Source organism: Burkholderia sp. AU18528 (genome assembly GCF_002223215.2).
Taxonomy (GTDB): Bacteria; Pseudomonadota; Gammaproteobacteria; order Burkholderiales; family Burkholderiaceae; genus Burkholderia; species Burkholderia semiarida.
In genome coordinates this window covers 318,019-341,073 of record NZ_NKFC02000005.1, presented here as the reverse complement: position 1 = coordinate 341,073, position 23,055 = coordinate 318,019, and the positions used below count along the sequence as shown (strand labels likewise).

Here is a 23,055-nt window from a genome sequence, read left to right as displayed (position 1 = left end):
CGCCATGAGTGACGAAATCAAGTATTTAGGACTCTTATGAAATTAATAAGAAACCCGATGGGCGGTCTGATGAACGAAAAGCGTGCCGTGCGCGTTCTGACCTTGCGTACCATCGCGGCAAGTGTGATTGGCATGTCGAGTCTGTTGGCCACGGATGCGCGCGCTCAACTGTCGTTGCAGGAGCAGATCGATCAATTGAGCAACGCAGTCGGCCGGTTGGGCGCGACGGCCGATTCGCTGGCCGGATCGATCAACAACATCAACGACAGGCTTGCCAATTCTTCGTTGCCGTCACCCGGCACGGGGCAAAACAGCGTCGCGCTCGGGAAAAACTCGAACGCGTCCGCCACGGACAGCACGGCGCTCGGCAATTCGGCGTCGGCGACGGGCGACGCGAGCGTCGCGCTGGGCAAGGGCGCGAACGCGAGCGCCGACCAGAGCATGGCGGCAGGCACCGGCGCGACGGCATCGGGCGCGAACAGCTCCGCGGTCGGCGTGAATGCGTCGGCGACGGGTGTGGATAGCACTGCGCTCGGCAATTCGGCATCGGCCACGGGCGATGAGAGCATCGCACTCGGCAAGGGCGCGAACGCAAGCGCCGACCAGAGCATGGCGGCCGGCACCGGCGCGACGGCATCGGGCGTGAACAGCTCGGCGGTGGGTGTGCACGCGTCGGCGACGGGTGTGGACAGCACGGCGCTCGGCAATTCGGCGTCGGCGACGGGCGACGCGAGCATCGCGCTGGGCAAGGGCGCGAACGCAAGCGCCGACCAGAGCATGGCGGCCGGTACCGGCGCGGCGGCGTCGGGCGCGAACAGCTCGGCGGTCGGCGTAAATGCTTCGGCGACGGGAGTGGACAGCACGGCGCTCGGCAATTCGGCGTCGGCGACGGGCGACGCGAGCATCGCGCTCGGCAAGGGCGCGAACGCAAGCGGAGAGCAGAGCATGGCGGCCGGTACCGGCGCGGCGGCGTCGGGCGTGAACAGCTCGGCGGTCGGTGTGCACGCGTCGGCGGCGGGCGTGGACAGCACGGCGCTCGGCAATTCGGCGTCGGCGACGGGCGACGCGAGCATCGCGCTGGGCAAGGGCGCGAACGCAAGCGCCGACCAGAGCATGGCGGCCGGCACCGGCGCGACGGCATCGGGCGCGAACGGCTCGGCGGTCGGCGTGAACGCGTTGGCCGCGGGTGTGGACGGCACGGCGCTCGGCAATTCGGCGTCGGCGACGGGCGACGCGAGCGTCGCGCTCGGCAAGGGCGCGAATGCGAGCGCCGAGCAGAGCATGGCGGCCGGCACCGGCGCGACGGCGTCGGGCGTGAACGGTACGGCGCTTGGCGCGCAGGCCGCGGCGGCCGGCAATGCGAGTCTCGCGGCCGGAGCCGGTGCGTACGCATCGGGTGCGAACAGCACCGCGGTGGGTGTCGGCGCGCTGGCGGGCGCGGACAACAGCATGGCGTTGGGCGCGGCAGCGGCCGCAACGGGCGACGCGAGCATGGCGAACGGCGTGCGCGCCCAGGCGCTCGGCGCGCGCAGCGTCGCGGTTGGCACGGGCGCGGTCGCGGCCGGCAACGGCAGCGTGACGCTCGGCTCTGGGGCATCGGCGGCCGGCGCGCACAGCACGGCAATCGGTACGGACGCGGTCGCGACCGGCGCGAACTCCGTGGCGCTGGGGAGCGGCTCGGTGGCGGATCGTGACAATACCGTGTCGGTGGGCACGCCGACGAACGAGAGGAAGATCGCCAACCTCGCGGACGCCGTGCTGCCTTCGGATGCCGTGAACCTCCGTCAACTCAACGCGGTCGCGCGACGTGCCTACAGCGGCGTCGCGGCGGCCACCGCGCTGACGATGATTCCGGATGTCGATCCCGGCAAGACGATTGCCGTCGGCATGGGCTTTGGCAGCTATCTCGGCTATCAGGCCGGCGCGTTCGGCGCGTCGGTCCGGCTCCGCGAGAACCTGAAGATGAAGATCGGCGCCGGCTTCAGCTCCGCGGCGACGACGTGGGGCGCGGGCGCGTCGTACAGCTGGTAACGAATGGCGCTGGCGGCGTTGCCGGGGTGTCGGATCCGGTACGCCGCACGTGTCGCCAGCAAGTGCGGGTATCGGGCGGGCGCGGCGCTTCGGCGGCGCGCCCGTTTTTCATGCGCCGCGCATTCGCATCTTTGGCGCGACAATCGTATATTGCGCGCCGCGATTGTATGAAAACGACAATCAAATCGCCGATGCATTGGCGCTTTGAAAGATGCGCCACAAAAAAAGAAACCCGGCATATGCCGGGTTTCTTCATCCGAAATCCGTTGCCTTCAGGCAGCCTGGATGTTCGAAGCCTGCTTGCCCTTCGGGCCTTGGACGACCTCGAAGCTTACCTTCTGGCCTTCCTTGAGGGTCTTGAAACCCTGCATGTTGATGGCCGAGAAGTGCGCAAACAGATCTTCACCGCCCTCGTCGGGAGTGATGAAACCGAAGCCCTTCGCGTCGTTGAACCACTTAACGATACCAGTTGCCATTTTCCTACTTCCCCTGTCACACAGTCGCTGCTACTTACCACGAGCACGCTCGAAAAGCTAAACGACCGGAAAATACAGCCGTTCCCCCCTCACAAGCTCACCTTCGGCCTCTTTCATTTCGCCGTCAGACGAATTGAAAAAAGTGCCAGCTTGATTGTTGGCGCTCTTTATTAGAGTGTCAAGTGGAATTTTTAGACGGTTGGAGGGTCGTTGTAAAGAACCCATTTTCAGGGTTTTTCCGGCTTTGCTTTGCAGCATGTGGCCAAGCGCGGGGGCTTGAAAAGCCGCATAATCGGCTCATATACCAGGCTCGAGTGACACGCGTTCGAGTCGTCCCGGCTTGTGGGATACTGGATGCGGACACGACGTTCCGGTGCGACTCCCACTGACGGTTCGTGTTCCGCGCCATGCGTGAAAGCCGGCACCGCAGCCGGCTTTCGTATGGCGCGAGGGCGATCGCGTGTTCCGGGATACCGGGGAGGGCGCCGGCCGGTCGGTCGGGTAATGGCAGGATTGCGGGCCTGTCCGAGTTGTTTAGAATGGGTGTATGGCGATTATCCCGGACAAGCAGGACAGTACCGTCCTGGAACGCAAGCAGCAGAAGCTGAAGCCGCCTTCGATGTACAAGGTGGTGCTGCTGAACGACGACTTCACGCCGATGGAATTCGTCGTGATGGTGGTCCAGGAGTATTTCAAGAAGGATCGCGAGACGGCCACGCAGATCATGCTGAAGGTCCATCGCGAAGGGCGAGGGGTTTGTGGGGTCTATACGCGGGACATCGCGTCGACCAAGGTTGAGCAAGTCGTTACCCATGCGCGGCAGGCAGGGCATCCGCTGCAGTGCGTGATGGAGGAAGCATGATTGCCCAGGAATTGGAAGTCAGCCTGCACATGGCGTTCATGGAAGCACGCCAGGCGCGCCATGAGTTCATTACGGTCGAGCACCTGCTGCTGGCCCTGCTGGATAATCCGACGGCAGCCGAGGTGTTGCGCGCGTGTGCGGCCAACATCGAGGACTTGCGTCAGAACCTGCGCAATTTCATCCACGACAACACACCTACCGTCCCGGGCACCGACGATGTCGATACCCAGCCGACGCTCGGGTTCCAGCGCGTGATCCAGCGCGCGATCATGCACGTCCAGTCGACGTCGAACGGCAAGAAGGAAGTCACCGGCGCGAACGTGCTGGTCGCGATCTTCGGCGAGAAGGATTCGCACGCCGTCTACTACCTGCAGCAGCAGGGCGTCACGCGTCTCGACGTGGTGAACTTCATTTCGCACGGTATCGCGAAGACGAACAGCGGCGAAGCCGCGAAGTCGACCGACGCGAACGCGGAAAGCGAGGACGCGAACGCGCAGAAGGAAACGCCGCTCGCGCAGTTCACGCAGAACCTGAACCAGATGGCGAAGGACGGCCGCATCGATCCGCTGATCGGCCGCGAGCCGGAGGTCGAGCGCGTCGTGCAGGTGCTGTGCCGTCGCCGCAAGAACAACCCGCTGCTCGTCGGCGAAGCCGGCGTCGGCAAGACCGCGATCGCCGAAGGGCTCGCGTATCGGATCACCCGCGGCGAAGTGCCGGACATCCTCGCGAACGCGCAGGTGTATTCGCTCGACATGGGCGCGCTGCTCGCGGGCACCAAGTATCGCGGCGATTTCGAGCAGCGTCTGAAGACGGTGCTGAAGGAGTTGAAGGAGCGGCCGCACGCGATCCTCTTCATCGACGAAATCCATACGCTGATCGGCGCGGGCGCCGCGTCGGGCGGCACGCTCGATGCATCGAACCTGCTGAAGCCGGCGTTGTCTTCGGGCACGCTCAAGTGCATCGGCGCGACGACGTTCACCGAGTACCGCGGCATCTTTGAGAAGGATGCGGCGCTGTCGCGGCGCTTCCAGAAGGTCGACGTGACGGAGCCGAGCGTCGAGCAGACGGTCGCGATCCTGCGCGGGCTGAAGTCGCGCTTCGAGGAGCATCACGGCGTCAAGTACTCGTCGGGTGCGCTGTCGGCCGCGGCCGAGCTGTCGGCACGCTTCATCACCGACCGTCACCTGCCGGACAAGGCGATCGACGTGATCGACGAGGCGGGCGCCGCGCAGCGGATCCTGCCGAAGTCGAAGCAGAAGAAGACGATCGGCAAGGGCGAGATCGAGGAAATCATCTCGAAGATCGCGCGCGTGCCGGCGCAGAGCGTGTCGCAGGACGATCGCAGCAAGCTGCAGACGCTCGATCGCGACTTGAAGAGCGTCGTGTTCGGCCAGGATCCGGCGATCGATGCGCTCGCGGCCTCGATCAAGATGGCGCGCGCGGGCCTCGGCAAGATGGACAAGCCGATCGGCGCGTTCCTGTTCTCCGGCCCGACGGGTGTCGGCAAGACCGAAGTGGCGCGCCAGCTCGCGTTCACGCTCGGCATCGAGCTGATCCGCTTCGACATGTCGGAATACATGGAGCGTCACGCGGTGAGCCGGCTGATCGGCGCGCCGCCGGGCTACGTCGGGTTCGACCAGGGCGGCCTGCTGACCGAAGCCGTCACGAAGAAGCCGCATTGCGTGCTGCTGCTCGACGAAATCGAGAAGGCGCATCCGGACATCTTCAACGTGCTGCTGCAGGTGATGGACCACGGCACGCTGACGGACAACAACGGCCGCAAGGCGGATTTCCGCAACGTCATCATCATCATGACGACGAACGCGGGCGCCGAGTCGATGCAGAAGGCGACGATCGGTTTCACGACGCGCCGCGAAACGGGCGACGAGATGACCGACATCAAGCGCCTGTTCACGCCGGAGTTCCGCAACCGCCTGGATGCGATCATCAGCTTCCGCTCGCTCGATGAGGAAATCATCATGCGTGTGGTCGACAAGTTCCTGATTCAGCTCGAGGAACAGCTGCACGAGAAGAAGGTTGACGCGCTCTTCACCGACGCGTTGCGCAAGCATCTCGCGAAGCACGGCTTCGACCCGCTGATGGGCGCGCGGCCGATGCAGCGGCTGATCCAGGACACGATCCGGCGCGCGCTGGCCGACGAACTGCTGTTCGGCAAGCTCGTCAACGGCGGTCATGTGACCGTCGACGTCGACGAAAGCGACAAGGTGCAGTTGTCGTTCGACAAGCTGGCGAATCCGCCGCACAAGCCGAACGAAGAGACGGTCGAAGTCGAGTAAGCGATCATTCGTTGTTCATGCGAACGGCGCGGGAAGTTCTCCGCGCCGTTTCGTTTTATCCGGCGCCGGCGGCGCGATGGTGGTGCAGGGGAGTGGTAACGCAGTGACACAACAACAACGGTCGTTCGACGATATCGTCGCGCGCGAACAAGGGTTGCGCCACGCGCTGACGTCGGGGCAGATGGCGATGATCGCGATCGGCGGCGCGATCGGCACGGGGCTGTTCCTCGGCAGTGGGTTCGCGATCGGGCTCGCCGGCCCGAGCGTGCTGGTTTCCTATGCGATCGGCGCGCTGATCGCGCTGCTGCTGATGGGCGCGCTCGCGGAAATGACCGCCGCGCATCCGACGGCCGGCTCGTTCGGCGCGTATGCCGAGCATTACGTCGGCCCGCTCGCGGGCTTCCTGGTGCGCTATGCGTACTGGTTCGCGGTCGTGTTCGCGATCGGCACCGAGATCAGCGCGATCGCCGTGTTCATGAAGTACTGGTTCCCGGCCGTGCCCGGCTGGTACTGGGTGATCGGCTTCTCCGCGCTGCTGATCGCGGTGAACCTCGCCAGCGTCACGCTGTACGGGACGGTCGAATACGCGTTCTCGTTGCTGAAGATCGCGGCGATCGTCGTGTTCATCGTGCTCGGCGCGTTTCTCGTGTGGTCGGCGCCGGCCGCATCGGGCATTGGTTTCGCGAACTACACCGCGCACGGCGGCTTCATGCCGAAGGGGCCTTGGGGTACCTGGGTCGCGGTGATCGTCGCGATTTTCAGCTACATGAGCATCGAAGCCGTCGCGATCGCGGCCGGCGAGGCGCGCGATCCGCAGCACGCGGTCGCGCGCGCCTTCCGCTCGACCGTGTTCCGGCTCGTGCTGTTCTACCTGCTGACGCTGTCGCTGATGCTGGCGATCGTGCCGTGGACGCAGGCCGGCACCGACGAAAGCCCGTTCGTGAAGGTGATGGCCGCGACGCACGTGCCGTATGCGGCGGGCGTGATCAACTTCGTGCTGCTGATCGCGGCGCTGTCGGCGATGAACAGCCAGCTCTACGTGACGACGCGGATGATGTTCAGTCTGTCGCGCGCGCGCCTCGCGCCGGCGGTATTCGGCCGGCTGGGCGCGAACGGCGTGCCGCGCGCCGCGCTATGGATTTCGACGAGCGGCGTCGCGGTGGCCGCCGTGCTGGTTGCGCTGGCGCCCGACACCGCGTTCACGGTGATGATGGCGATCGCGATGTTCGGCGCGCTGTTTACGTGGCTGATGATCTTCGTCACGCACCTGCGCTTCCGTTCGAAGTATCGGGGCCCTACGCTCGCGTTCCGGATGTGGGGGCACCCGTTCGGCAGCCTGCTCGGCGCGGCGCTCGTCGCGGCGATCCTGCTGACGACCGCTTTCACGCGCGAATTCCGGATGACGATGGTGGTCGGCATCGTATTCGTCGTGCTGCTGACGCTCGCTTACGCGCTGCATTACCGGCATCAACACGCGCGCTGACCGCGCGGCCCCGTTTTTCGTGCTGCGTGGCTCAGTGGCGGCCGGTGCTGCCGAAGCCGCCTTCGCCGCGATCGCTCTCGGCGAATTCGTGGACGATGTTGAACTGCGCCTGCACGACCGGCACGATCACGAGCTGCGCGAGCCGTTCGAACGGGTTCAGCACGAATTCGGTCTGGCCGCGGTTCCACGTCGAGACCATCAACTGACCCTGATAGTCGGAGTCGATCAGGCCGACGAGATTGCCGAGCACGATCCCGTGCTTGTGGCCGAGGCCCGAGCGCGGCAGGATCAGCGCCGCATAGCCGGGATCGGCGAGGTGGATCGCGAGGCCCGTCGGCACGAGCGTGGTTTCGCCCGGCTTCAGCGTGACCGGGGCGTCGAGGCACGCGCGCAGGTCGAGGCCGGCGCTGCCGGCGGTCGCGTAGGCGGGCAGGTAGTCGCGCATGCGCGCGTCGAGAATCTTCAGGTCGAGTTTCATGCGGTCGTCGAATCGGTCGGGAAGGGCGCGGCGGCCAGTGCCGCCGCGCGGGATCAGATCAGGCGGTTGTCGGGCAAGCGCTTCGCGATTTCCGCGACGAGCGCATGCGCGAGTTCGTCCTTGGGCGCGCGCGGCAGGCGCGTGAGGCCGGCGGCCTCGAACAGCACGACTTCGTTGTCGTCGCGCCCGAACGTCAGCGGGCCGAGGTTGCCGACGAGCAGCGGCACGTTCTTGCGCTTGCGCTTCTCGTCGCCGTGCACGTCGAGGTCGCCGCTTTCGGCCGCGAAGCCGACGCAGAACGGCGCATCGGGCAGCGCCGCGACCGACGCGAGGATGTCGGGGTTCTCGACGAACGCGAGCGCCGGCATCTTGCGGTCGGCCGTCTTCTTCATCTTGTGCTCGGCCGGCTGGTCGACGCGCCAGTCGGCGACCGCCGCCACCGCGATGAAGATGTCGGCATCGGCCACCGCCTGCATCACCGCGTCGTACATTTGCTGCGCGGTCTGCACGTCCTGGCGGGTCACGCCCCACGGCGTGTCGAGCGCGACCGGCCCGGCGACGAGATGCACGTCGGCGCCCGCCTGCTGCGCGGCGCGCGCGAGCGCGAAGCCCATCTTGCCGCTGGAGCGGTTCGTCAGGCCGCGGACCGGGTCGAGCGGCTCGAACGTCGGGCCGGCCGTGATCAGCACGCGCCGGTGCGCGAGCACCTTCGGCGCGAAGTGCGCGACGATCGCTTCATAGATCGCCTCGGGCTCGAGCATGCGGCCGTCGCCGACTTCGCCGCATGCCTGCGCGCCCGAGTCCGGGCCGAGCACCGATACGCCGTCCGCGCGCAGTTGCGCGGCGTTGCGTTGCGTGGCCGGGTTCTGCCACATCTGGCGGTTCATCGCGGGCACGACGAGCAGCGGGCAGTCGCGTGCGACGCACAGCGTCGACAGCAGGTCGTCGGCGAACCCGTGCGCGAGCTTCGCGAGGAAATCCGTCGACGCGGGCGCGATCACGATCGCGTCGGCTTCGCGCGACAGGTCGATGTGCGCCATGTTGTTGTCGATGCGCGCGTCCCACTGGCTCGTATAGACGGGCCGCCCCGACAGCGCCTGCATCGTGACGGGCGTGATGAACTGGGTGGCGGCGTCGGTCATCGCGACCTGCACGGTCGCGCCGGCCTTCACGAGCAGCCGCGTGAGTTCGGCGATCTTGTAGCAGGCGATGCCGCCCGTCAGGCCGAGAACGAGGTGTTTTCCTGCGAGTTCTGCGTGTGCCAACTCAGGCCTCCTGGGGTCAAACGGAACGGCCGGCGCGAAGCCGGCCGTCGACACGGAGTATGCGCGCTCAGCGCGAGCCGCGCACGCGCCGCAGCTCGTCGTAGACCAGCAGCACCGCGCCCACCGTGATCGCGGAATCGGCGAGGTTGAACGCCGGGAAGTGCCACGCGCCGAGATGGAAATCGAGGAAGTCGATCACGTGACCGTAGACGAGCCGGTCGATCACGTTGCCGAGCGCGCCGCCGAGGATCAGCGCGAGCGACAGGCTGAACAGGCGTTGCTGGCCGTGACGGCGCAGCAGGAAGCAGATCACGAGCGTCGCACCGATGCCGAGCGCGGTGAACGCCCAGCGCTGCCAGCCGCTCGCGGCCGACAGGAAGCCGAACGCGGCGCCGCGGTTGTACACCAGCACGAGATTGAAGAACGACGTCAGCGCATGCTGCGCGCCGTACGCGAACGTTTTCAGGATCGCGATCTTCGACAACTGGTCGAACAGGATCACGATCAGCGAAATGCCGAGCCAGGGCGCGAGCGCGCCGCTGGCCGGTTTCGACAGGGTCTTCGCCATATTTATGCAGCGCTCCGGATTTCGCCGTTTTCAAACAGGTTCGAGAAGCAGCGGCCGCACAGCGTCGGATGATCGGCGTGCGCGCCGACATCTTCGCGGTAGTGCCAGCAGCGTTCGCACTTCTGGTACTTCGACGCGGCCACGTCGACGCTTTCCTGCGCGTCGTCGTCGACCTTGACGACCGTCGCGGCCGACGTGATCAGCACGAACTTCAGATCGTCGCCGAGGCTCGTCAGCGCGTCGTAGCGCGCGCCGCTCGCATGCACGGCCACTTCGGCCTGCAGCGACGAACCGATGCGGTTCGCGGTGCGCGCTTCCTCGAGCGCCTTCGTCACGTTGCCGCGCACGTCGCGCAGCAGCGCCCACTTCTCGATCAGCGCGGCCGCGCCGGCAACTTCCGGATACGCATAGTAGGTCTCCGTGAAGATCGTGTCGCTCGCCGGCTGGAACACCTTCCACGCTTCTTCCGCCGTGAACGACAGGAACGGCGCGAGCACGCGCAGCAGGCCTTGCGTCAGGTGGTACAGCGCCGTTTGCGCGGAACGGCGCGCGCGCGAATCGGCGGCGCTCGTGTACAGGCGATCCTTCAGCACGTCGAGGTAGAAGCCGCCGAGATCCTCCGAGCAGTACGTCTGCAGCTTCGCGACGACCGGGTGGAACTCGTACTTCTCGTAGTGGCCGAGCAGTTCCGTCTGCAGTTGCTGCGAGAACGCGACCGCGTAGCGGTCGATCTCGAGCCATTCGTCGACCGGCACCGCGTGCTGCGCGAAGTCGAAATCCGACAGGTTCGCGAGCAGGAAGCGCAGCGTGTTGCGGATGCGGCGATAGCCTTCGGTCACGCGCTTCAGGATTTCCTCGGAAATCGCGAGTTCGCCCGAATAGTCGGTCGACGCGATCCACAGACGGATGATTTCCGCGCCGAGGCGGTTCGCGACTTCATGCGGGTCGATGCCGTTGCCGAGCGACTTGCTCATCTTGCGGCCTTCGCCGTCGACCGTGAAGCCGTGCGTGAGCAGGCCCTTGTACGGCGCGCGGCCGTCGAGCATCGATGCCGTGAGCAGCGACGAGTGGAACCAGCCGCGGTGCTGGTCGGAGCCTTCGAGGTACAGGTCGGCCGGGAACTGCAGCTGATCCTTGTGCGAGCCGCGCAGCACGTGCCAGTGCGTCGTGCCCGAGTCGAACCACACGTCGAGCGTGTCGCGGTTCTTTTCGTACAGGTTCGCGTCGTCGCCGATCAGCTCGCGCGGGTCGAGCGATTGCCATGCTTCGATGCCCGACTGCTCGACGCGCTTCGCGACTTCCTCGAGCAGCTCGAGCGTGCGCGGGTGCAGCTCGCCGGTTTCCTTGTGCACGAAGAACGCCATCGGCACGCCCCACTGGCGCTGGCGCGACAGCGTCCAGTCGGGACGGTTCGCGATCATGCTGAACAGGCGCTGCTTGCCCCACGACGGGTAGAACGCGGTCGCGTCGACGCCTTCGAGCGCCGTCTCGCGCAGCGTCTTGCCGCCGTCGCGCGGCGCCACGTCCATGCCGGCGAACCATTGCGACGTCGCGCGGTAGATGATCGGCGTCTTGTGGCGCCAGCAGTGCATGTAGCTGTGCGTGTACTTCTCGCTGCGCAGCAGCGAGCCGGCCGCGTTCAGCGCGTCGACGATCTTCGGGTTCGCGTCCCAGATCGACAGGCCGCCGAACAGCGGCAGCGACTCGATGTAGCGGCCGTCGCCCATCACCGGGTTGATGATGTCGGAATCGGTCATCCCGTGCGCCTTGCACGACTGGAAGTCCTCGATGCCGTACGCGGGCGACGAGTGCACGACGCCCGTACCCGTATCGGTCGTCACGTAGTCGCCGAGGTAGACGGGCGCGGTGCGCTGGTAGCCGGGGTGGGCCGACGCGAGCGGGTGGTGGAAGCGCAGGTTCGCGAGCTTCACGCCGGGCGCGGTCGCGACGACGCGGCCGGTCAGCTTGAAGTCGGCCATGCAGGCTTCGACGCGCTCCTGCGCGATGATCAGCAGCCCGCGCTCGGTGTCGACGAGCGCGTAGACGATTTCCGGGTGGAGGTTCAGCGCCTGGTTGGCGGGGATCGTCCACGGCGTGGTGGTCCAGATCACGATGCCGCCTTCGGCGCGCGGCAGCGCCGGCAGGCCGAACGCGTGCGCGGTCTTTTCCGGCTCCGCGAACGCGAACATCACGTCGATCGTCGGGTCGGTGCGGTCCTTGTACTCGACCTCCGCTTCCGCGAGCGCCGAGCCGCAGTCGAAGCACCAGTTCACCGGCTTCAGCCCGCGATACACGTAGCCCTTCTCGATGATCTTGCCGAGCGCGCGGATCTCTTCCGCCTCGTTCACGAAGTTCATCGTCTTGTACGGGTTGGCCCAGTCGCCGAGCACGCCCAGGCGCTTGAAGCCGACCTTCTGCTTCTCGATCTGCTCGGTCGCGTACGCGCGCGCCTTGCTCATCACTTCGGCCGCCGGCAGCGACTTGCCGAACTGCTTCTCGATCTGGATTTCGATCGGCATGCCGTGGCAGTCCCAGCCCGGCACGTACGGCGCGTCGAAGCCGGCCATGTTGCGCGACTTGACGACGATGTCCTTCAGGATCTTGTTGACCGCGTGGCCGAGGTGGATGTCGCCGTTCGCATACGGCGGGCCGTCGTGCAGGATGAACTTCGGCCGGCCCTTGCTGGCCGCGCGGATCTTGTCGTAGATGCCGCGCTCTTCCCACTCCTTGACCCACTGCGGCTCGCGCTTGGGCAGGTCGCCGCGCATCGGGAACGGCGTGTCGAGCAGGTTGACCGGATACTTGGCCTGCGGTTTCGAATCGGCTTTCTTGTTGCTCATGATGGGATCGCTATCTAAATCGGGGGACGCTCGGGCGTCGTGAATCGGGTAGGCGCGCGAGCAGGCGCGCGAGGGTGCGGCGCCAGGGCGCCGCCGTCCGGATCAGCTAATTCGGTCGGTGGCCGACGTCGCGAAGCCCGTCGCCCGGCTGCCCGGCGCACGGTCGCGCTCGACGAAGTACGCGCGCGCGTTCGCGACGTCCAGCGCGATCGCGCGCGACAGCGCCTCGAGATCGTCGAACTTCGCCTCGTCGCGCAGCTTCTTCAGGAATTCGACACGGATCAGCTTGCCGTACGCGTCGCCGTGCCAGTCGAGCAGGTGGACTTCGAGCAGCACGCGGCCCGAATCGTCGACGGTCGGACGCAGCCCGAGGCTCGCGACGCCCGGCAGCGGCTCGGGGCCGAGGCCGTGCACCTGCACGACGAAGATGCCCGCGAGCGCCGGCCGCTTGTGCGCGATCGGCAGGTTCAGCGTCGGGAAGCCGAGATCGCGGCCGAGCTTCAGCCCGTGCGCGACGTGGCCGCTGATCGCATAGCCGTGGCCGAGCGCCTGTGCGGCCGCGTCGAGATCGCCCGCGGCGAGCGACGCGCGCACGCCGGAGCTGGAAATGCGCGTGCCGTCGCTGCCGGCCACCGTGCCCATCTGCTCGACCTCGAAGCCGTGCTGCTCGCCGGCCGCCTTCAGCGTATCGAAGGTGCCCGCGCGCTTCGCGCCGTAGCAGAAATCGTCGCCGACCATCATCCAGCGCGTGTGCAGGCCGTTCACCAGCGTGCGCTCGACGAACGCCTGCGGCGACTGGCTCGCGAACGTGTGGTTGAAGTGCTCGACGACGACGCGGTCGACACCGTGCTCGCGCAGCGCCTCGAGCTTGTCGCGCAGCATCGCGATGCGCGGCGGCGCGCCGGCCGGATTGAAGAATTCGCGCGGGTGCGGCTCGAACGTCATCACGCACACGGGCAGGCCGCGCGCGTCCGCCGCCGCGCGCACGCGCGCGAGCAGGGCCTGGTGGCCGCGATGGACACCGTCGAAGTTGCCGATCGTCAGCGCGCACGGGGCGCGGCTCTCGGCGTTGGGCAGGCCGCGGAAGACTTTCACGATAGCGGATGCAGCGTCGGGGAATGAGCGGTGGAATGCCGCAAAGCAGAAGATTATAAACGTTCGGGCGGGCCGACGGCCGAGAAGGCGGGAAACGCGAGGGCGAATGGTAAAATTCGCGGATGAAAAAACTCGTGATCCTGATTTCCGGTCGCGGCAGCAACATGGAGGCCATCGTCCGCGCGTGCGCGCAGGAACGCTGGCCGGCCGAGATTGCCGCCGTGATCGCCAACCGGCCCGATGCGGCCGGACTGGCTTTTGCCGCGTCGCACGGGGCGGCGACGGCGGTGGTCGACCACCGGTCGTTCGACGGCCGCGACAGCTTCGACGCGGCGCTCGCCGCCGAGATCGACCGTTTCTCGCCCGATCTCGTCGTCCTCGCCGGCTTCATGCGCATCCTGACGCCCGCATTCGTCAGACGATACGAAGGCCGGCTGCTCAACATCCATCCGTCGCTGCTGCCGAGCTTCAAGGGCATCCACACGCACCAGCAGGCGCTCGACGCCGGCGTCGCGCTGCATGGCGCGAGCGTGCATTTCGTCATTCCGGAGCTCGACAGCGGCGCGATCGTCGCGCAGGGCGCGGTGCCCGTGCGCGCCGGCGACGACGCGGCCGCGCTCGCGCGGCGTGTGCTGGCTGTCGAGCATGTGCTGTATCCGCGTGCGGTGCGCTGGTTCGTCGAGGGGCGGCTGCGCCTCGAGAACGGCCGCGCAGTGGTGGCGCCCGACGAGGCGCGCTGGATTTTCGCGGATCAACCGCATACCGAAACGAGTGAGGGCGTATGAAGCTGCACGGATTCCTGATCGGCCAGACCGAGACTTTGCTGGCCGAGGTGCTGAAATTCGCCGGCCCCGCCGACGCGACGACGAGCCGGTTCTTCCGTGCGCACCCGAAGCTCGGGCATGCGGAGCGCGGCGTGATCGCCGAGGCCGTGTTCGCGGTGCTGCGCCGGAAGATGGAGTTTTCGCATCTGGCCGAGAGCGGCACCGGCACGCCCGCGCGGCGCCTCACGCTGCTGGGCCTGATGCAGACGGTCGGTCGCAATGCGCTGAAGCCGTTCCTGTCCGACACCGAGTCGGCATGGCTCGAACACGTGTCGAAGATCGATCCGGCGAGCCTGCCGGTGCGCATTCGCACGAACCTGCCCGACTGGATTCACCAGGCGCTGTCGGCCCGTTTCGACGCCGAGGAGCTCGCGCAACTCGCCGCCGCGCTGAACTACCCGGCGCCGCTCGACCTGCGTGCCAACGCGCAGAAGGCGACCCGCGACCAGGTGATCGACGCGCTGCGCGCGAGCGGCATCGATGCGGGCGCGACGCCGTTCGCGCCGTTCGGCGTGCGCGTGGTCGGCAAGCCGGCGCTGACGCGCCTGAAGCTGTTCGAGGAAGGCGCGATCGAGGTGCAGGACGAAGGCAGCCAGCTGCTGTGCTCGCTGGTCGCGCCGCGGCGCGGCGAAATGGTCGTCGATTTCTGCGCGGGCGCGGGCGGCAAGACGCTCGCGCTCGGCGCGATGATGCGCTCGACGGGGCGCCTCTATGCGTTCGACGTGTCGGAGAAGCGCCTCGCGAAGCTGAAGCCGCGCCTCGCGCGCAGCGGGCTGTCGAACGTGAACCCGGTGCTGATCGACAGCGAGCACGACGCGAAGATCAAGCGGCTCGCCGGCAAGATCGACCGCGTGCTGGTCGACGCGCCGTGCAGCGGCCTCGGCACGCTGCGCCGTAATCCCGACCTGAAGTGGCGCCAGACGCGCACCGCGATCGACGAGCTGACGCCGAAGCAGGCGTCGATCCTCGCGAGCGCCGCGCGCCTCGTGAAGAAGGGCGGCCGGCTCGTCTACGCGACCTGCAGCGTGCTCGATGCCGAGAACGAGCGCATCGTCGAACAGTTCCTCGCCGATCATCCCGAGTTCGTGCTGGTGCCGGCGCAGAAGGTGCTGGCCGACCAGCGCGTCGAACTCGAGACGGGCGACTACCTGTCGCTGTGGCCGCACCGTCACGCGACGGACGGCTTCTTCGCCGCGGTGCTCGAACGCCGCGCCGCGCAGTAACGGCTGGCCGGACGGACGATGGAGAGTCTGCAGAGCCGCCTGCTGTCGCGCCGGCTGGCATCGGTGATTCGCGATTTCCACCAGCCGGTGATGATCTGGCAGGCGGCGATTCTCGTCGGTGCGCTGTGTCTCGCGTGGGTGGCCGCGCGCTTCGTGCACGCTCGGATCGATGCGCGGCGCCGGGCGGCCGGACGCGCGCCGGGCGCGGGCGCGCAAAGCCTGAAGCGTGCGTTGTTTCCGTTATTCGGCGGCGTGTTCGTCGGCGGCGCGCAGCTCGCGTTCGAGCCGTTCATGTCGACGTCGCTGCTGTCGCTCGCGCTCGTGCCGCTGTTCGGCATCGGGCTGATCTACGTGCTGTTCTTCTTCGCGCGGCGCGTGTTCGCGCGCGACGGCCACACGCACGCGTGGCTGTCGGTCGTCGAGAAGATCGTGTCGACCGTCGTGTGGGCCGCGATGGTGATGACCGTGCTCGGCATCCAGCGCGACGTGCTCGGCTGGCTCGACAGCGTGCAGTTCCGGGTCGCGACCGCGCACCTCACGCTGCTGTCGGTGATCTCCGGCGCGCTGTGGGTGTGCGTGACGCTGATGGTCGCGATGTGGCTCGGCTCGGTGCTCGAGGATCGCCTGTCGCGCGCGAGCACGCTCGATGCGAACCTGAAGGTCGTGCTGTCGCGGGTCGGCCGCGCGCTGCTCGTGTTCGCGGCGATCCTGATCGGGTTGTCGCTCGTCGGCATCGACGTGACGGTGCTCGGCGTGTTCGGCGGCGCGGTGGGCGTCGGCCTCGGGTTCGGGCTGCAGAAGATCGCGAGCAACTACGTGTCGGGCTTCATCATCCTGCTCGACCGCTCGCTGCGGCTCGGCGATGCGATCAGCGTCGGCGGGCTGCAGGGCGTCGTCACGCAGATCCGCACGCGCTACACGGTCGTGCGCGGCCTCGACGGCAACGAGACGCTGATCCCGAACGAGAAGCTGATCACCGACGTCGTGCAGAACCAGTCGTCGTACCTGACGCGCGGCTACGCGAAGGTCGCGGTGCAGGTCGCCTACACGAGCGACGTCGAGCAGGCACTCGCATTGCTTGCCGAAGCCGCGAAGGACGTGCCGCGCGTGCTGGCCGAGCCGGCGCCGACGCCGTACCTCGCGAGTTTCGGCGCGGACGGGATCGACCTGGAGCTGGGCTTCTGGATCGAGGATGCGGCGAAAGGCACGTCGGGCGTGCGTTCGAGCGTGAACCGCAACATCTGGCGGCTGTTCGGCGAGCACGGGATTTCCATTCCGTTTCCGCAGCGCGAAGTGCGCGTGGTCGGGCTGCCGGACGGCTTTCCCGCGGCCGGCGTGGCGGCCGGGCGCGATCCGGCTGCCGCCAACGGTGCGCTGGACGCTCGCGCGCCGGCGGCGTAGCGCTCGGGGCCGGTCAATCGTACCGATTTCGCGGTCGAAACCGGATCGCGGGCCTTTCCCAGTCCGCCCATGGACCGCGCGGATTGCGTGAGGGCAAGAAAATGTTCATTTTTTACAAAGACTTGGAACGGTTGAAGTAAAATTCTGGTCTACACGCGGTATGCTTTCATTCTTCTGACGCCAACGGGCGTCGCTCTCATCACAGGTAACTGCCTTGTTGAATTCCCTGCTCGATTTTCTTTCCCACGGGCTCCTGCATTTTTCGTGGTGGCAGGTCGCGTTGTTCGCGCTCGCCGTCACGCACGTCACGATCATCGGCGTGACGGTCTACCTGCACCGCTGCCAGGCGCACCGCGCGCTGGAGCTGCATCCGATCGCGAGCCACTTCTTCCGCCTGTGGCTGTGGATGACCACCGGCATGCTGACCGGCCAGTGGGCCGCGATTCACCGTAAGCACCACGCGAAGTGCGAGACCGAGGAAGATCCGCACAGCCCGCAGACGCGCGGCATCTGGAAGGTGTTCCTCGAGGGCGCCGAGCTGTATCGCGCGGAAGCGAAGAACGAAGAGACGATGCGCAAGTTCAGCCACGGCACGCCGAACGACTGGATCGAACGCAACGTCTACTCGAAGTACCCGATTCTCGGCGTGAGCCTGATGATGGTCATCGACGTCGCGCTGTTCGGCGTGCTCGGCCTGACCGTGTGGGCCGTGCAGATGGTGTGGATTCCGTTCTGGGCGGCGGGCGTCGTCAACGGCTTCGGTCACTTCTGGGGCTATCGCAACTTCAACTCGGCCGACGCGAGCACGAACCTGTTCCCGTGGGGCATCGTGATCGGCGGCGAGGAACTGCACAACAACCACCATACGTTCGCGACGTCGGCGAAGCTGTCGAACAAGTGGTACGAGTTCGACATCGGCTGGATGTACATCCGCATCATGTCGGCATTCGGTCTCGCGAAGGTGAAGAAGGTCGCGCCCACGCCGCGTCTGAACAAGCCTAAGACGGTGCTCGACCAGGAAACGCTGCAGGCCGTGCTGTCGAACCGCTACGAAGTGATGGCGCGCTACGGCAAGGCCGTCAAGCGTGCCTACCGCCAGGAGCTTGCGCACCTGAAGGAACTCGGTTCGAGCGAGAAGTACCAGCTGATGCGCAGCGCGCGCAAGTGGTTCCACAAGGACGCCGACGGCCTCGACGAGCCGCAGAAGAAGCTGCTGCCGGAAATCTTCGCGAACAGCCAGAAGCTGCATACGTACTTCCAGCTGCGCCAGGATCTCGCCGCGATCTGGGACCGTTCGACCGCGTCGCGCGAACAGCTTCTCGCGCAATTACAGGATTGGTGTCATCGCGCAGAACAAAGCGGCATCAAGGCGCTGCAGGAATTCGCGACGCGCCTGCGCCGCTACGCCTGATTCGAAATCGATTAGAATCTCAGGACGTCACAAACCCCGCGTTGGCGGGGTTTTTTCATTTGGGCGGCTGGTTTTTGCAGGATGGCCCAGGCGCCGGAATTGGTGTGAAGTTTGGGCGCCGCGTCAGGGCCGAAAAACCGCTCACGCCGACCGCGAAGCATGGGACCCAAGTAAGCGCTGAAGCGCCAACTTGGGCCGACCGCGTAGCATGGGGCCCAAGTAAGCGCTGAAGCGCTAACTTGGGCCGACCGCGTAGCATGGGGCCCAAGTAAGCGCTGAAGCGCTAACTTGGGCCGACAGGAGATATGGAGATGCAATCGACGATCAAATCCGTCGAGTACGACCGGCCGGTGTCGGCAGGCACCGTCTGTAGCGTCGGGCAAGCATGGGCCAAGGTGCCCGATGCGCCGTCCGCCGAGGAGCGCGCTGCGCTGAAGGCGCGCATCAAGGCATTGCTCACCCGTGAAAAGGCCGTGCTCGTCGCCCACTACTACGTGGATGCCGAACTGCAGGAACTGGCCGACGAAACGGGCGGCTGCGTGGCGGATTCGCTCGAAATGGCTCGCTTCGGCCGCGATCACGACGCGCAGACGCTGGTCGTCGCCGGCGTGCGCTTCATGGGCGAGACCGCGAAGATCCTGAGCCCGAACAAGCGAATCCTGATGCCCGATCTCGACGCGACCTGTTCGCTCGACCTCGGCTGCCCGGTCGACGAATTCTCGGCGTTCTGCGATGCGCATCCGGACCGTACCGTGGTCGTCTACGCGAACACCAGCGCGGCCGTGAAGGCGCGCGCGGACTGGATGGTCACGTCGTCCATCGGCCTCGAAATCGTGGCCGACCTGCACGCGCGCGGCGAAAAGATCATCTGGGCGCCGGACCGCCATCTCGGCAGCTATATCCAGAAGAAAACCGGCGCCGACATGCTGCTGTGGCAAGGCTCGTGCCTCGTCCACGACGAGTTCAAGGGCATCGAGCTCGACCTGCTGCGCGCCGAATATCCGGACGCGAAGGTGCTCGTGCATCCGGAATCGCCGGAAAACGTCGTCGCGCAGGCCGACGTCGTCGGCTCGACCACGCAGCTGATCGACGCGGCCGTCAAGTTCGACGCGAAGCGCTTCATCGTCGCGACCGACCTCGGCATCCTGCACAAGATGCAGCTTGCCGCGCCCGGCAAGACTTTCATCGCCGCGCCGACGGCCGGCAACAGCGCGACCTGCAAGAGCTGCGCGCACTGCCCGTGGATGGCGATGAACGGCCTCGCGAACCTCGCCGACGTGCTCGAGCGCGGTCACAACGAGATCTTCGTCGATCCCGCGATCGGCGAACGCGCGCGCTTGCCGATCGACCGGATGCTCGAATTCGCGGCCGCGCACAAGAAGCGCGTGCAGGCGAGCGGCGACCTGCAGCGCGACCAGCAGCTGTTCGCGAACGTGGGGGCCGCATGAGCAACGCCGTCTCCCCGCTGTTCGACGCCGTCCGCGCCCAATACGGGGCGGCATTCGACGAAGCGATCGCGCGCAACGTGGCCGACGCGATCGCCGAGGACGTCGGTGCCGGCGACCAGACCGGGCGGCTCGTGCCGGCCGCCGAGCGCCGCCGTGCGCGGATCATCGTGCGCGAGGAAGCCGTGCTGTGCGGCGTGCCGTGGTTCGAGGCCGTGATCGCGCGGATCGATCCGTCGATCGTCGTGCAATGGCGCTATCGCGAAGGCGACCGGATGATGCCCGATTCGGCCGTGTGCGAACTCGAGGGGCCGGCGCGCGCGTTGCTGACGGCCGAGCGCAACGGGCTGAACTTCCTGCAGCTGCTGTCGGGCGTCGCGACGGCGACGCGCCGTTACGTCGATCGTGTCGAAGGTACGCGCGCGAAGATCCTCGATACGCGCAAGACGCTGCCGGGGCTGCGGCTCGCGCAGAAGTACGCGGTCCGGGTGGGCGGCGGCGAGAACCAGCGTCTCGCGCTGTACGACGGCATCCTGATCAAGGAGAACCACATCGCGGCGGCAGGCGGCGTCGGTGAAGCCCTCGATGCGGCGTTCGCGCTCGAATCGGGCGTGCCGGTGCAGATCGAAGTCGAGACGCTTGCGCAGCTCGACACGGCACTCGCGCATGGCGCGCAATCGGTGCTGCTCGACAACTTCACGCTGGACATGATGCGCGAAGCGGTACGCGTCGCGGCCGGCAAGGCCGTGCTCGAAGTGTCCGGGGGCGTCAATTTCGATACGGTGCGCACGTTCGCGGAGACGGGCGTCGATCGCATCTCGATCGGCGCGCTGACGAAGGACGTGCGGGCGACGGACTATTCGATGCGGATCGTCGACTGACCGATTCGCGTCCGATCGGACAAAAAGGCCGTTGGCGCGCAAACGCCAACGGCCTTTTTCTTGTGCGGCCGCAGCCGGGAAGGGCGGCGCGCCGCTCAGCGGCGCGAGCGCGGCGTGAGCACGCTCGGCAGCGCCTTCGGCAGCGTATGCGGCCAGTCGCGGCTGTAGTGCAGCCCGCGGCTTTCGCGGCGCGAGTACGCGCTCTTCACGATCAGCGTTGCCACGTCGACGAGGTTGCGCAGTTCGAGCAGATCGCGCGTCACGCGGAAGTTCGCGTAGTACTCGTGGATTTCGTCGCGCAGCAGCGACAGCCGGTGCTTCGCGCGTTCGAGACGCTTGTCGGTGCGCACGATGCCGACGTAGTTCCACATCAGGCGGCGCAATTCGTCCCAGTTGTGCGCCACGACGACTTCCTCGTCCGCGTCCGACACGCGGCTTTCGTCCCAGGCGGGCAGCGCGGCCGGCGTGTCGGCGTCGAAGCCGGCGGCCTCGATCGCCCCGGCTGCTGCGCGGCCGATCACGAGACATTCGAGCAGCGAGTTGCTCGCGAGCCGGTTCGCGCCGTGCAGCCCCGTGTACGACGTTTCGCCGACCGCATACAGGCCGGCGAGATCGGTGCGGCCCGCGAGATCGGTGACGACGCCGCCGCACGTATAGTGCGCGGCCGGCACGACGGGGATCGGCTGTTTCGCGATGTCGATGCCGAATTCGAGGCAGCGCGCATGGATCGTCGGGAAGTGCTCGCGCAGGAATGCTTCCGGCTGATGGCTGATGTCGAGATACACGCAGTCGATCCCGCGCTTCTTGATCTCGAAGTCGATCGCGCGTGCGACGATGTCGCGCGGCGCGAGTTCGGCGCGTGGATCGTGCGAGGGCATGAAGCGCGTACCGTCGGGCAGCTTCAGCAGGCCGCCTTCGCCGCGCACGGCTTCCGAAATCAGGAACGATTTCGCGTACGGATGGAACAGGCAGGTGGGGTGGAACTGGATGAATTCCATGTTCGACACGCGGCAGCCGGCACGCCATGCCATCGCGATGCCGTCGCCGGTCGCGGTATCGGGGTTCGTCGTGTACAGGTAGACCTTGCCCGCGCCACCGGTGGCGAGTACCGTGTGCGGCGCCTCGATCGTGATCGTGCGGTCGTTGTCGACGTCGAGCGCATACAGGCCGTGACAGCGGCGGCCGGGCAGCCCGAGCCGGTCCGACGTGATCAGGTCGATCGCGTGGTGGTTTTCGAGGAACGTGATGTTCGGATGCTGGCGCGCCCGCTCCGACAGTGTCGCGAGCACCGCATGGCCGGTCGCATCGGCCGCATGGATGATCCGGCGGTGGCTGTGACCGCCTTCGCGCGTCAAGTGAAAGCCGAGTTCGGCCGCGTCGTCCTTCGTGAACGGCACGCCTTGCGAGATCAGCCATTCGATCGCTTCGCGGCCGTGCTCGACGATGTAGCGCGTCGCGCCTTCGTCGCACAGGCCGCCACCGGCGACCAGCGTGTCGTCGACGTGGTTCTCGATGCTGTCCGCCGAGTCGAGGACCGCTGCGATGCCGCCCTGCGCGTTATCGCTCGCCCCCTCCATCATCGAACGTTTCGCGATCAGCGCGACACGTCGCGTGCTGGCCAGATTGAGTGCGACCGACAGCCCTGCCAGGCCGCTGCCGACGATCGCCACGTCGAATTTCATGCTGCATCTCCATCGTTACGCTTTTTGATCTTGCGTTCCGTCGGCTGTCGCCGCGGAAAGGGGAGAGCATACCGCGTCGGGGGCCCGCGCGTGCGCGCAAAACAAAAAGCCCCGCATGTGCGGGGCTTTTCGGTCACCGTCAAGCTGGCAGAAACCGGAGATTACTTGATCTTGGTTTCTTTGTATTCCACATGCTTGCGGACGACGGGATCGAACTTCTTGATCGCCATCTTTTCCGGCATGTTGCGCTTGTTCTTCGTGGTCGTGTAGAAGTGACCCGTACCAGCGGTCGACTCGAGCTTGATCTTGTCGCGGGCGCCTTTTGCCATGATTGTGCTCCTTGGGCTTAGGCTTCGCCGCGTGCGCGCAGGTCAGCGAGCACGGAATCGATGCCGTTCTTGTCGATCAGGCGCAGGCCGGCGTTCGAGACGCGCAGACGCACCCAGCGGTTTTCGCTCTCCACCCAGAACCGGCGGTTTTGCAGGTTCGGCAGGAAGCGGCGCTTCGTCTTGTTGTTGGCGTGGGAAACGTTGTTGCCGCTCATCGGCGCTTTCCCAGTTACTTGGCATACGCGTGCCATGAGAGCACTCCTAATACGCTAAATTCGGGGTTCGATCGCCGGTGAAGGTTCCATCGCACCGCCACGTGATCCATGGCTGCACTCAGAACGCCGTAGCCCTTACAGACAAGGCCCTTCGATGGCTAGAACTGGTTGGAAAAAAGACAGACGGCGATTCTAGCAGAAAAAGTTCAGAAAAATCAAACCTAATTTCGCTTCGCCGTTGCGGCGCCC

19 protein-coding genes and 1 pseudogene are annotated in these 23,055 nt (G+C 66.5%); 11 read left to right on the top strand and 9 right to left on the bottom strand.

The window, feature by feature from the left end:
* Nucleotides 1-36 precede the first annotated feature (36 nt).
* Nucleotides 37-846 (top strand): annotated as a pseudogene (locus tag CFB52_RS35295) (hypothetical protein); the annotation flags it as partial.
* 6 nt (nt 847-852) lie between these two features.
* Nucleotides 853-2,031: a YadA family autotransporter adhesin gene (locus CFB52_RS35040; RefSeq protein WP_257220473.1), complete on the top strand. Its 1,179-nt coding sequence runs from the start codon at nt 853-855 to the stop codon at nt 2,029-2,031.
* Between the two features lie 272 nt (nt 2,032-2,303).
* On the opposite strand, the gene CFB52_RS13175 is transcribed toward CFB52_RS35040, so the two are convergent.
* Nucleotides 2,304-2,507, bottom strand: coding sequence for a cold-shock protein (locus CFB52_RS13175; RefSeq protein ID WP_004196460.1), 204 nt, complete (start codon nt 2,505-2,507; stop codon nt 2,304-2,306).
* Between the two features lie 547 nt (nt 2,508-3,054).
* On the opposite strand from CFB52_RS13175, the gene clpS reads away from it, so the two are divergent.
* From clpS to CFB52_RS13155, 3 genes are all read left to right on the top strand, one after another.
* Complete coding sequence (gene clpS, locus CFB52_RS13165; protein WP_006398529.1) at nt 3,055-3,369, top strand: ATP-dependent Clp protease adapter ClpS; 315 nt, start codon at nt 3,055-3,057, stop codon at nt 3,367-3,369.
* Nucleotides 3,366-5,666, top strand: a complete 2,301-nt coding sequence (gene clpA / locus CFB52_RS13160; RefSeq protein ID WP_059576869.1) for an ATP-dependent Clp protease ATP-binding subunit ClpA — start codon at nt 3,366-3,368, stop codon at nt 5,664-5,666. Before clpS ends, clpA begins: the two co-directional genes overlap by 4 nt.
* A gap of 103 nt (nt 5,667-5,769) precedes the next feature.
* Complete coding sequence (locus CFB52_RS13155) at nt 5,770-7,149, top strand: amino acid permease (RefSeq protein ID WP_099316955.1); 1,380 nt, start codon at nt 5,770-5,772, stop codon at nt 7,147-7,149.
* A gap of 31 nt (nt 7,150-7,180) precedes the next feature.
* Here the strand turns inward: CFB52_RS13155 and dut are convergent, their stop codons facing one another.
* The 5 genes from dut to CFB52_RS13130 form a co-directional block, all read right to left on the bottom strand.
* Complete coding sequence (gene dut / locus CFB52_RS13150) at nt 7,181-7,627, bottom strand: dUTP diphosphatase (protein ID WP_099316743.1); 447 nt, start codon at nt 7,625-7,627, stop codon at nt 7,181-7,183.
* 53 nt (nt 7,628-7,680) lie between these two features.
* Nucleotides 7,681-8,892 carry a bifunctional phosphopantothenoylcysteine decarboxylase/phosphopantothenate--cysteine ligase CoaBC gene (gene coaBC / locus CFB52_RS13145; RefSeq protein ID WP_059576862.1) on the bottom strand — a complete coding sequence of 404 codons (1,212 nt, stop codon included), beginning with the start codon at nt 8,890-8,892 and terminating at the stop codon, nt 7,681-7,683.
* 67 nt (nt 8,893-8,959) lie between these two features.
* Nucleotides 8,960-9,460 carry a signal peptidase II gene (gene lspA / locus CFB52_RS13140; RefSeq protein ID WP_099316742.1) on the bottom strand — a complete coding sequence of 167 codons (501 nt, stop codon included), beginning with the start codon at nt 9,458-9,460 and terminating at the stop codon, nt 8,960-8,962.
* 2 nt (nt 9,461-9,462) lie between these two features.
* The gene (gene ileS, locus CFB52_RS13135; protein ID WP_059576856.1) at nt 9,463-12,300 is read right to left on the bottom strand and encodes an isoleucine--tRNA ligase; all 2,838 of its coding nucleotides are present in this window, start codon (nt 12,298-12,300) and stop codon (nt 9,463-9,465) included.
* A gap of 102 nt (nt 12,301-12,402) precedes the next feature.
* A complete protein-coding gene (locus CFB52_RS13130) occupies nt 12,403-13,395 on the bottom strand; it encodes a bifunctional riboflavin kinase/FAD synthetase (RefSeq protein ID WP_059576853.1) in 993 nt (330 codons plus the stop codon).
* Nucleotides 13,396-13,517: 122 nt separating this feature from the next.
* Here CFB52_RS13130 and purN point away from each other — a divergent pair, with 122 nt between their 5' ends.
* From purN to nadC, 6 genes are all read left to right on the top strand, one after another.
* Complete coding sequence (gene purN, locus CFB52_RS13125) at nt 13,518-14,180, top strand: phosphoribosylglycinamide formyltransferase (protein WP_059646210.1); 663 nt, start codon at nt 13,518-13,520, stop codon at nt 14,178-14,180.
* A complete protein-coding gene (locus CFB52_RS13120; protein WP_059646213.1) occupies nt 14,177-15,442 on the top strand; it encodes an RsmB/NOP family class I SAM-dependent RNA methyltransferase in 1,266 nt (421 codons plus the stop codon). Before purN ends, CFB52_RS13120 begins: the two co-directional genes overlap by 4 nt.
* Nucleotides 15,443-15,460: 18 nt before the next feature.
* Nucleotides 15,461-16,843, top strand: a complete 1,383-nt coding sequence (locus CFB52_RS13115; protein WP_099316741.1) for a mechanosensitive ion channel family protein — start codon at nt 15,461-15,463, stop codon at nt 16,841-16,843.
* 214 nt (nt 16,844-17,057) lie between these two features.
* The gene (locus CFB52_RS13110) at nt 17,058-18,254 is read left to right on the top strand and encodes an acyl-CoA desaturase (protein ID WP_059576842.1); all 1,197 of its coding nucleotides are present in this window, start codon (nt 17,058-17,060) and stop codon (nt 18,252-18,254) included.
* A gap of 311 nt (nt 18,255-18,565) precedes the next feature.
* Nucleotides 18,566-19,702, top strand: a complete 1,137-nt coding sequence (nadA, locus tag CFB52_RS13105) for a quinolinate synthase NadA (protein ID WP_099316954.1) — start codon at nt 18,566-18,568, stop codon at nt 19,700-19,702.
* Nucleotides 19,699-20,580: a carboxylating nicotinate-nucleotide diphosphorylase gene (nadC, locus tag CFB52_RS13100; protein ID WP_059576839.1), complete on the top strand. Its 882-nt coding sequence runs from the start codon at nt 19,699-19,701 to the stop codon at nt 20,578-20,580. Before nadA ends, nadC begins: the two co-directional genes overlap by 4 nt.
* A gap of 95 nt (nt 20,581-20,675) precedes the next feature.
* Here the strand turns inward: nadC and nadB are convergent, their stop codons facing one another.
* The 3 genes from nadB to rpmB all read right to left on the bottom strand — a co-directional run bounded on the left by nadB (nt 20,676) and on the right by rpmB (nt 22,842).
* Complete coding sequence (gene nadB / locus CFB52_RS13095) at nt 20,676-22,262, bottom strand: L-aspartate oxidase (RefSeq protein ID WP_059576836.1); 1,587 nt, start codon at nt 22,260-22,262, stop codon at nt 20,676-20,678.
* A gap of 161 nt (nt 22,263-22,423) precedes the next feature.
* Entirely contained in the window at nt 22,424-22,591 is a 168-nt protein-coding gene (rpmG, locus tag CFB52_RS13090) for a 50S ribosomal protein L33 (protein WP_006478046.1), read from the bottom strand.
* A gap of 17 nt (nt 22,592-22,608) precedes the next feature.
* Nucleotides 22,609-22,842, bottom strand: a complete 234-nt coding sequence (rpmB, locus tag CFB52_RS13085; RefSeq protein ID WP_004186391.1) for a 50S ribosomal protein L28 — start codon at nt 22,840-22,842, stop codon at nt 22,609-22,611.
* Nucleotides 22,843-23,055: the final 213 nt, after the last annotated feature.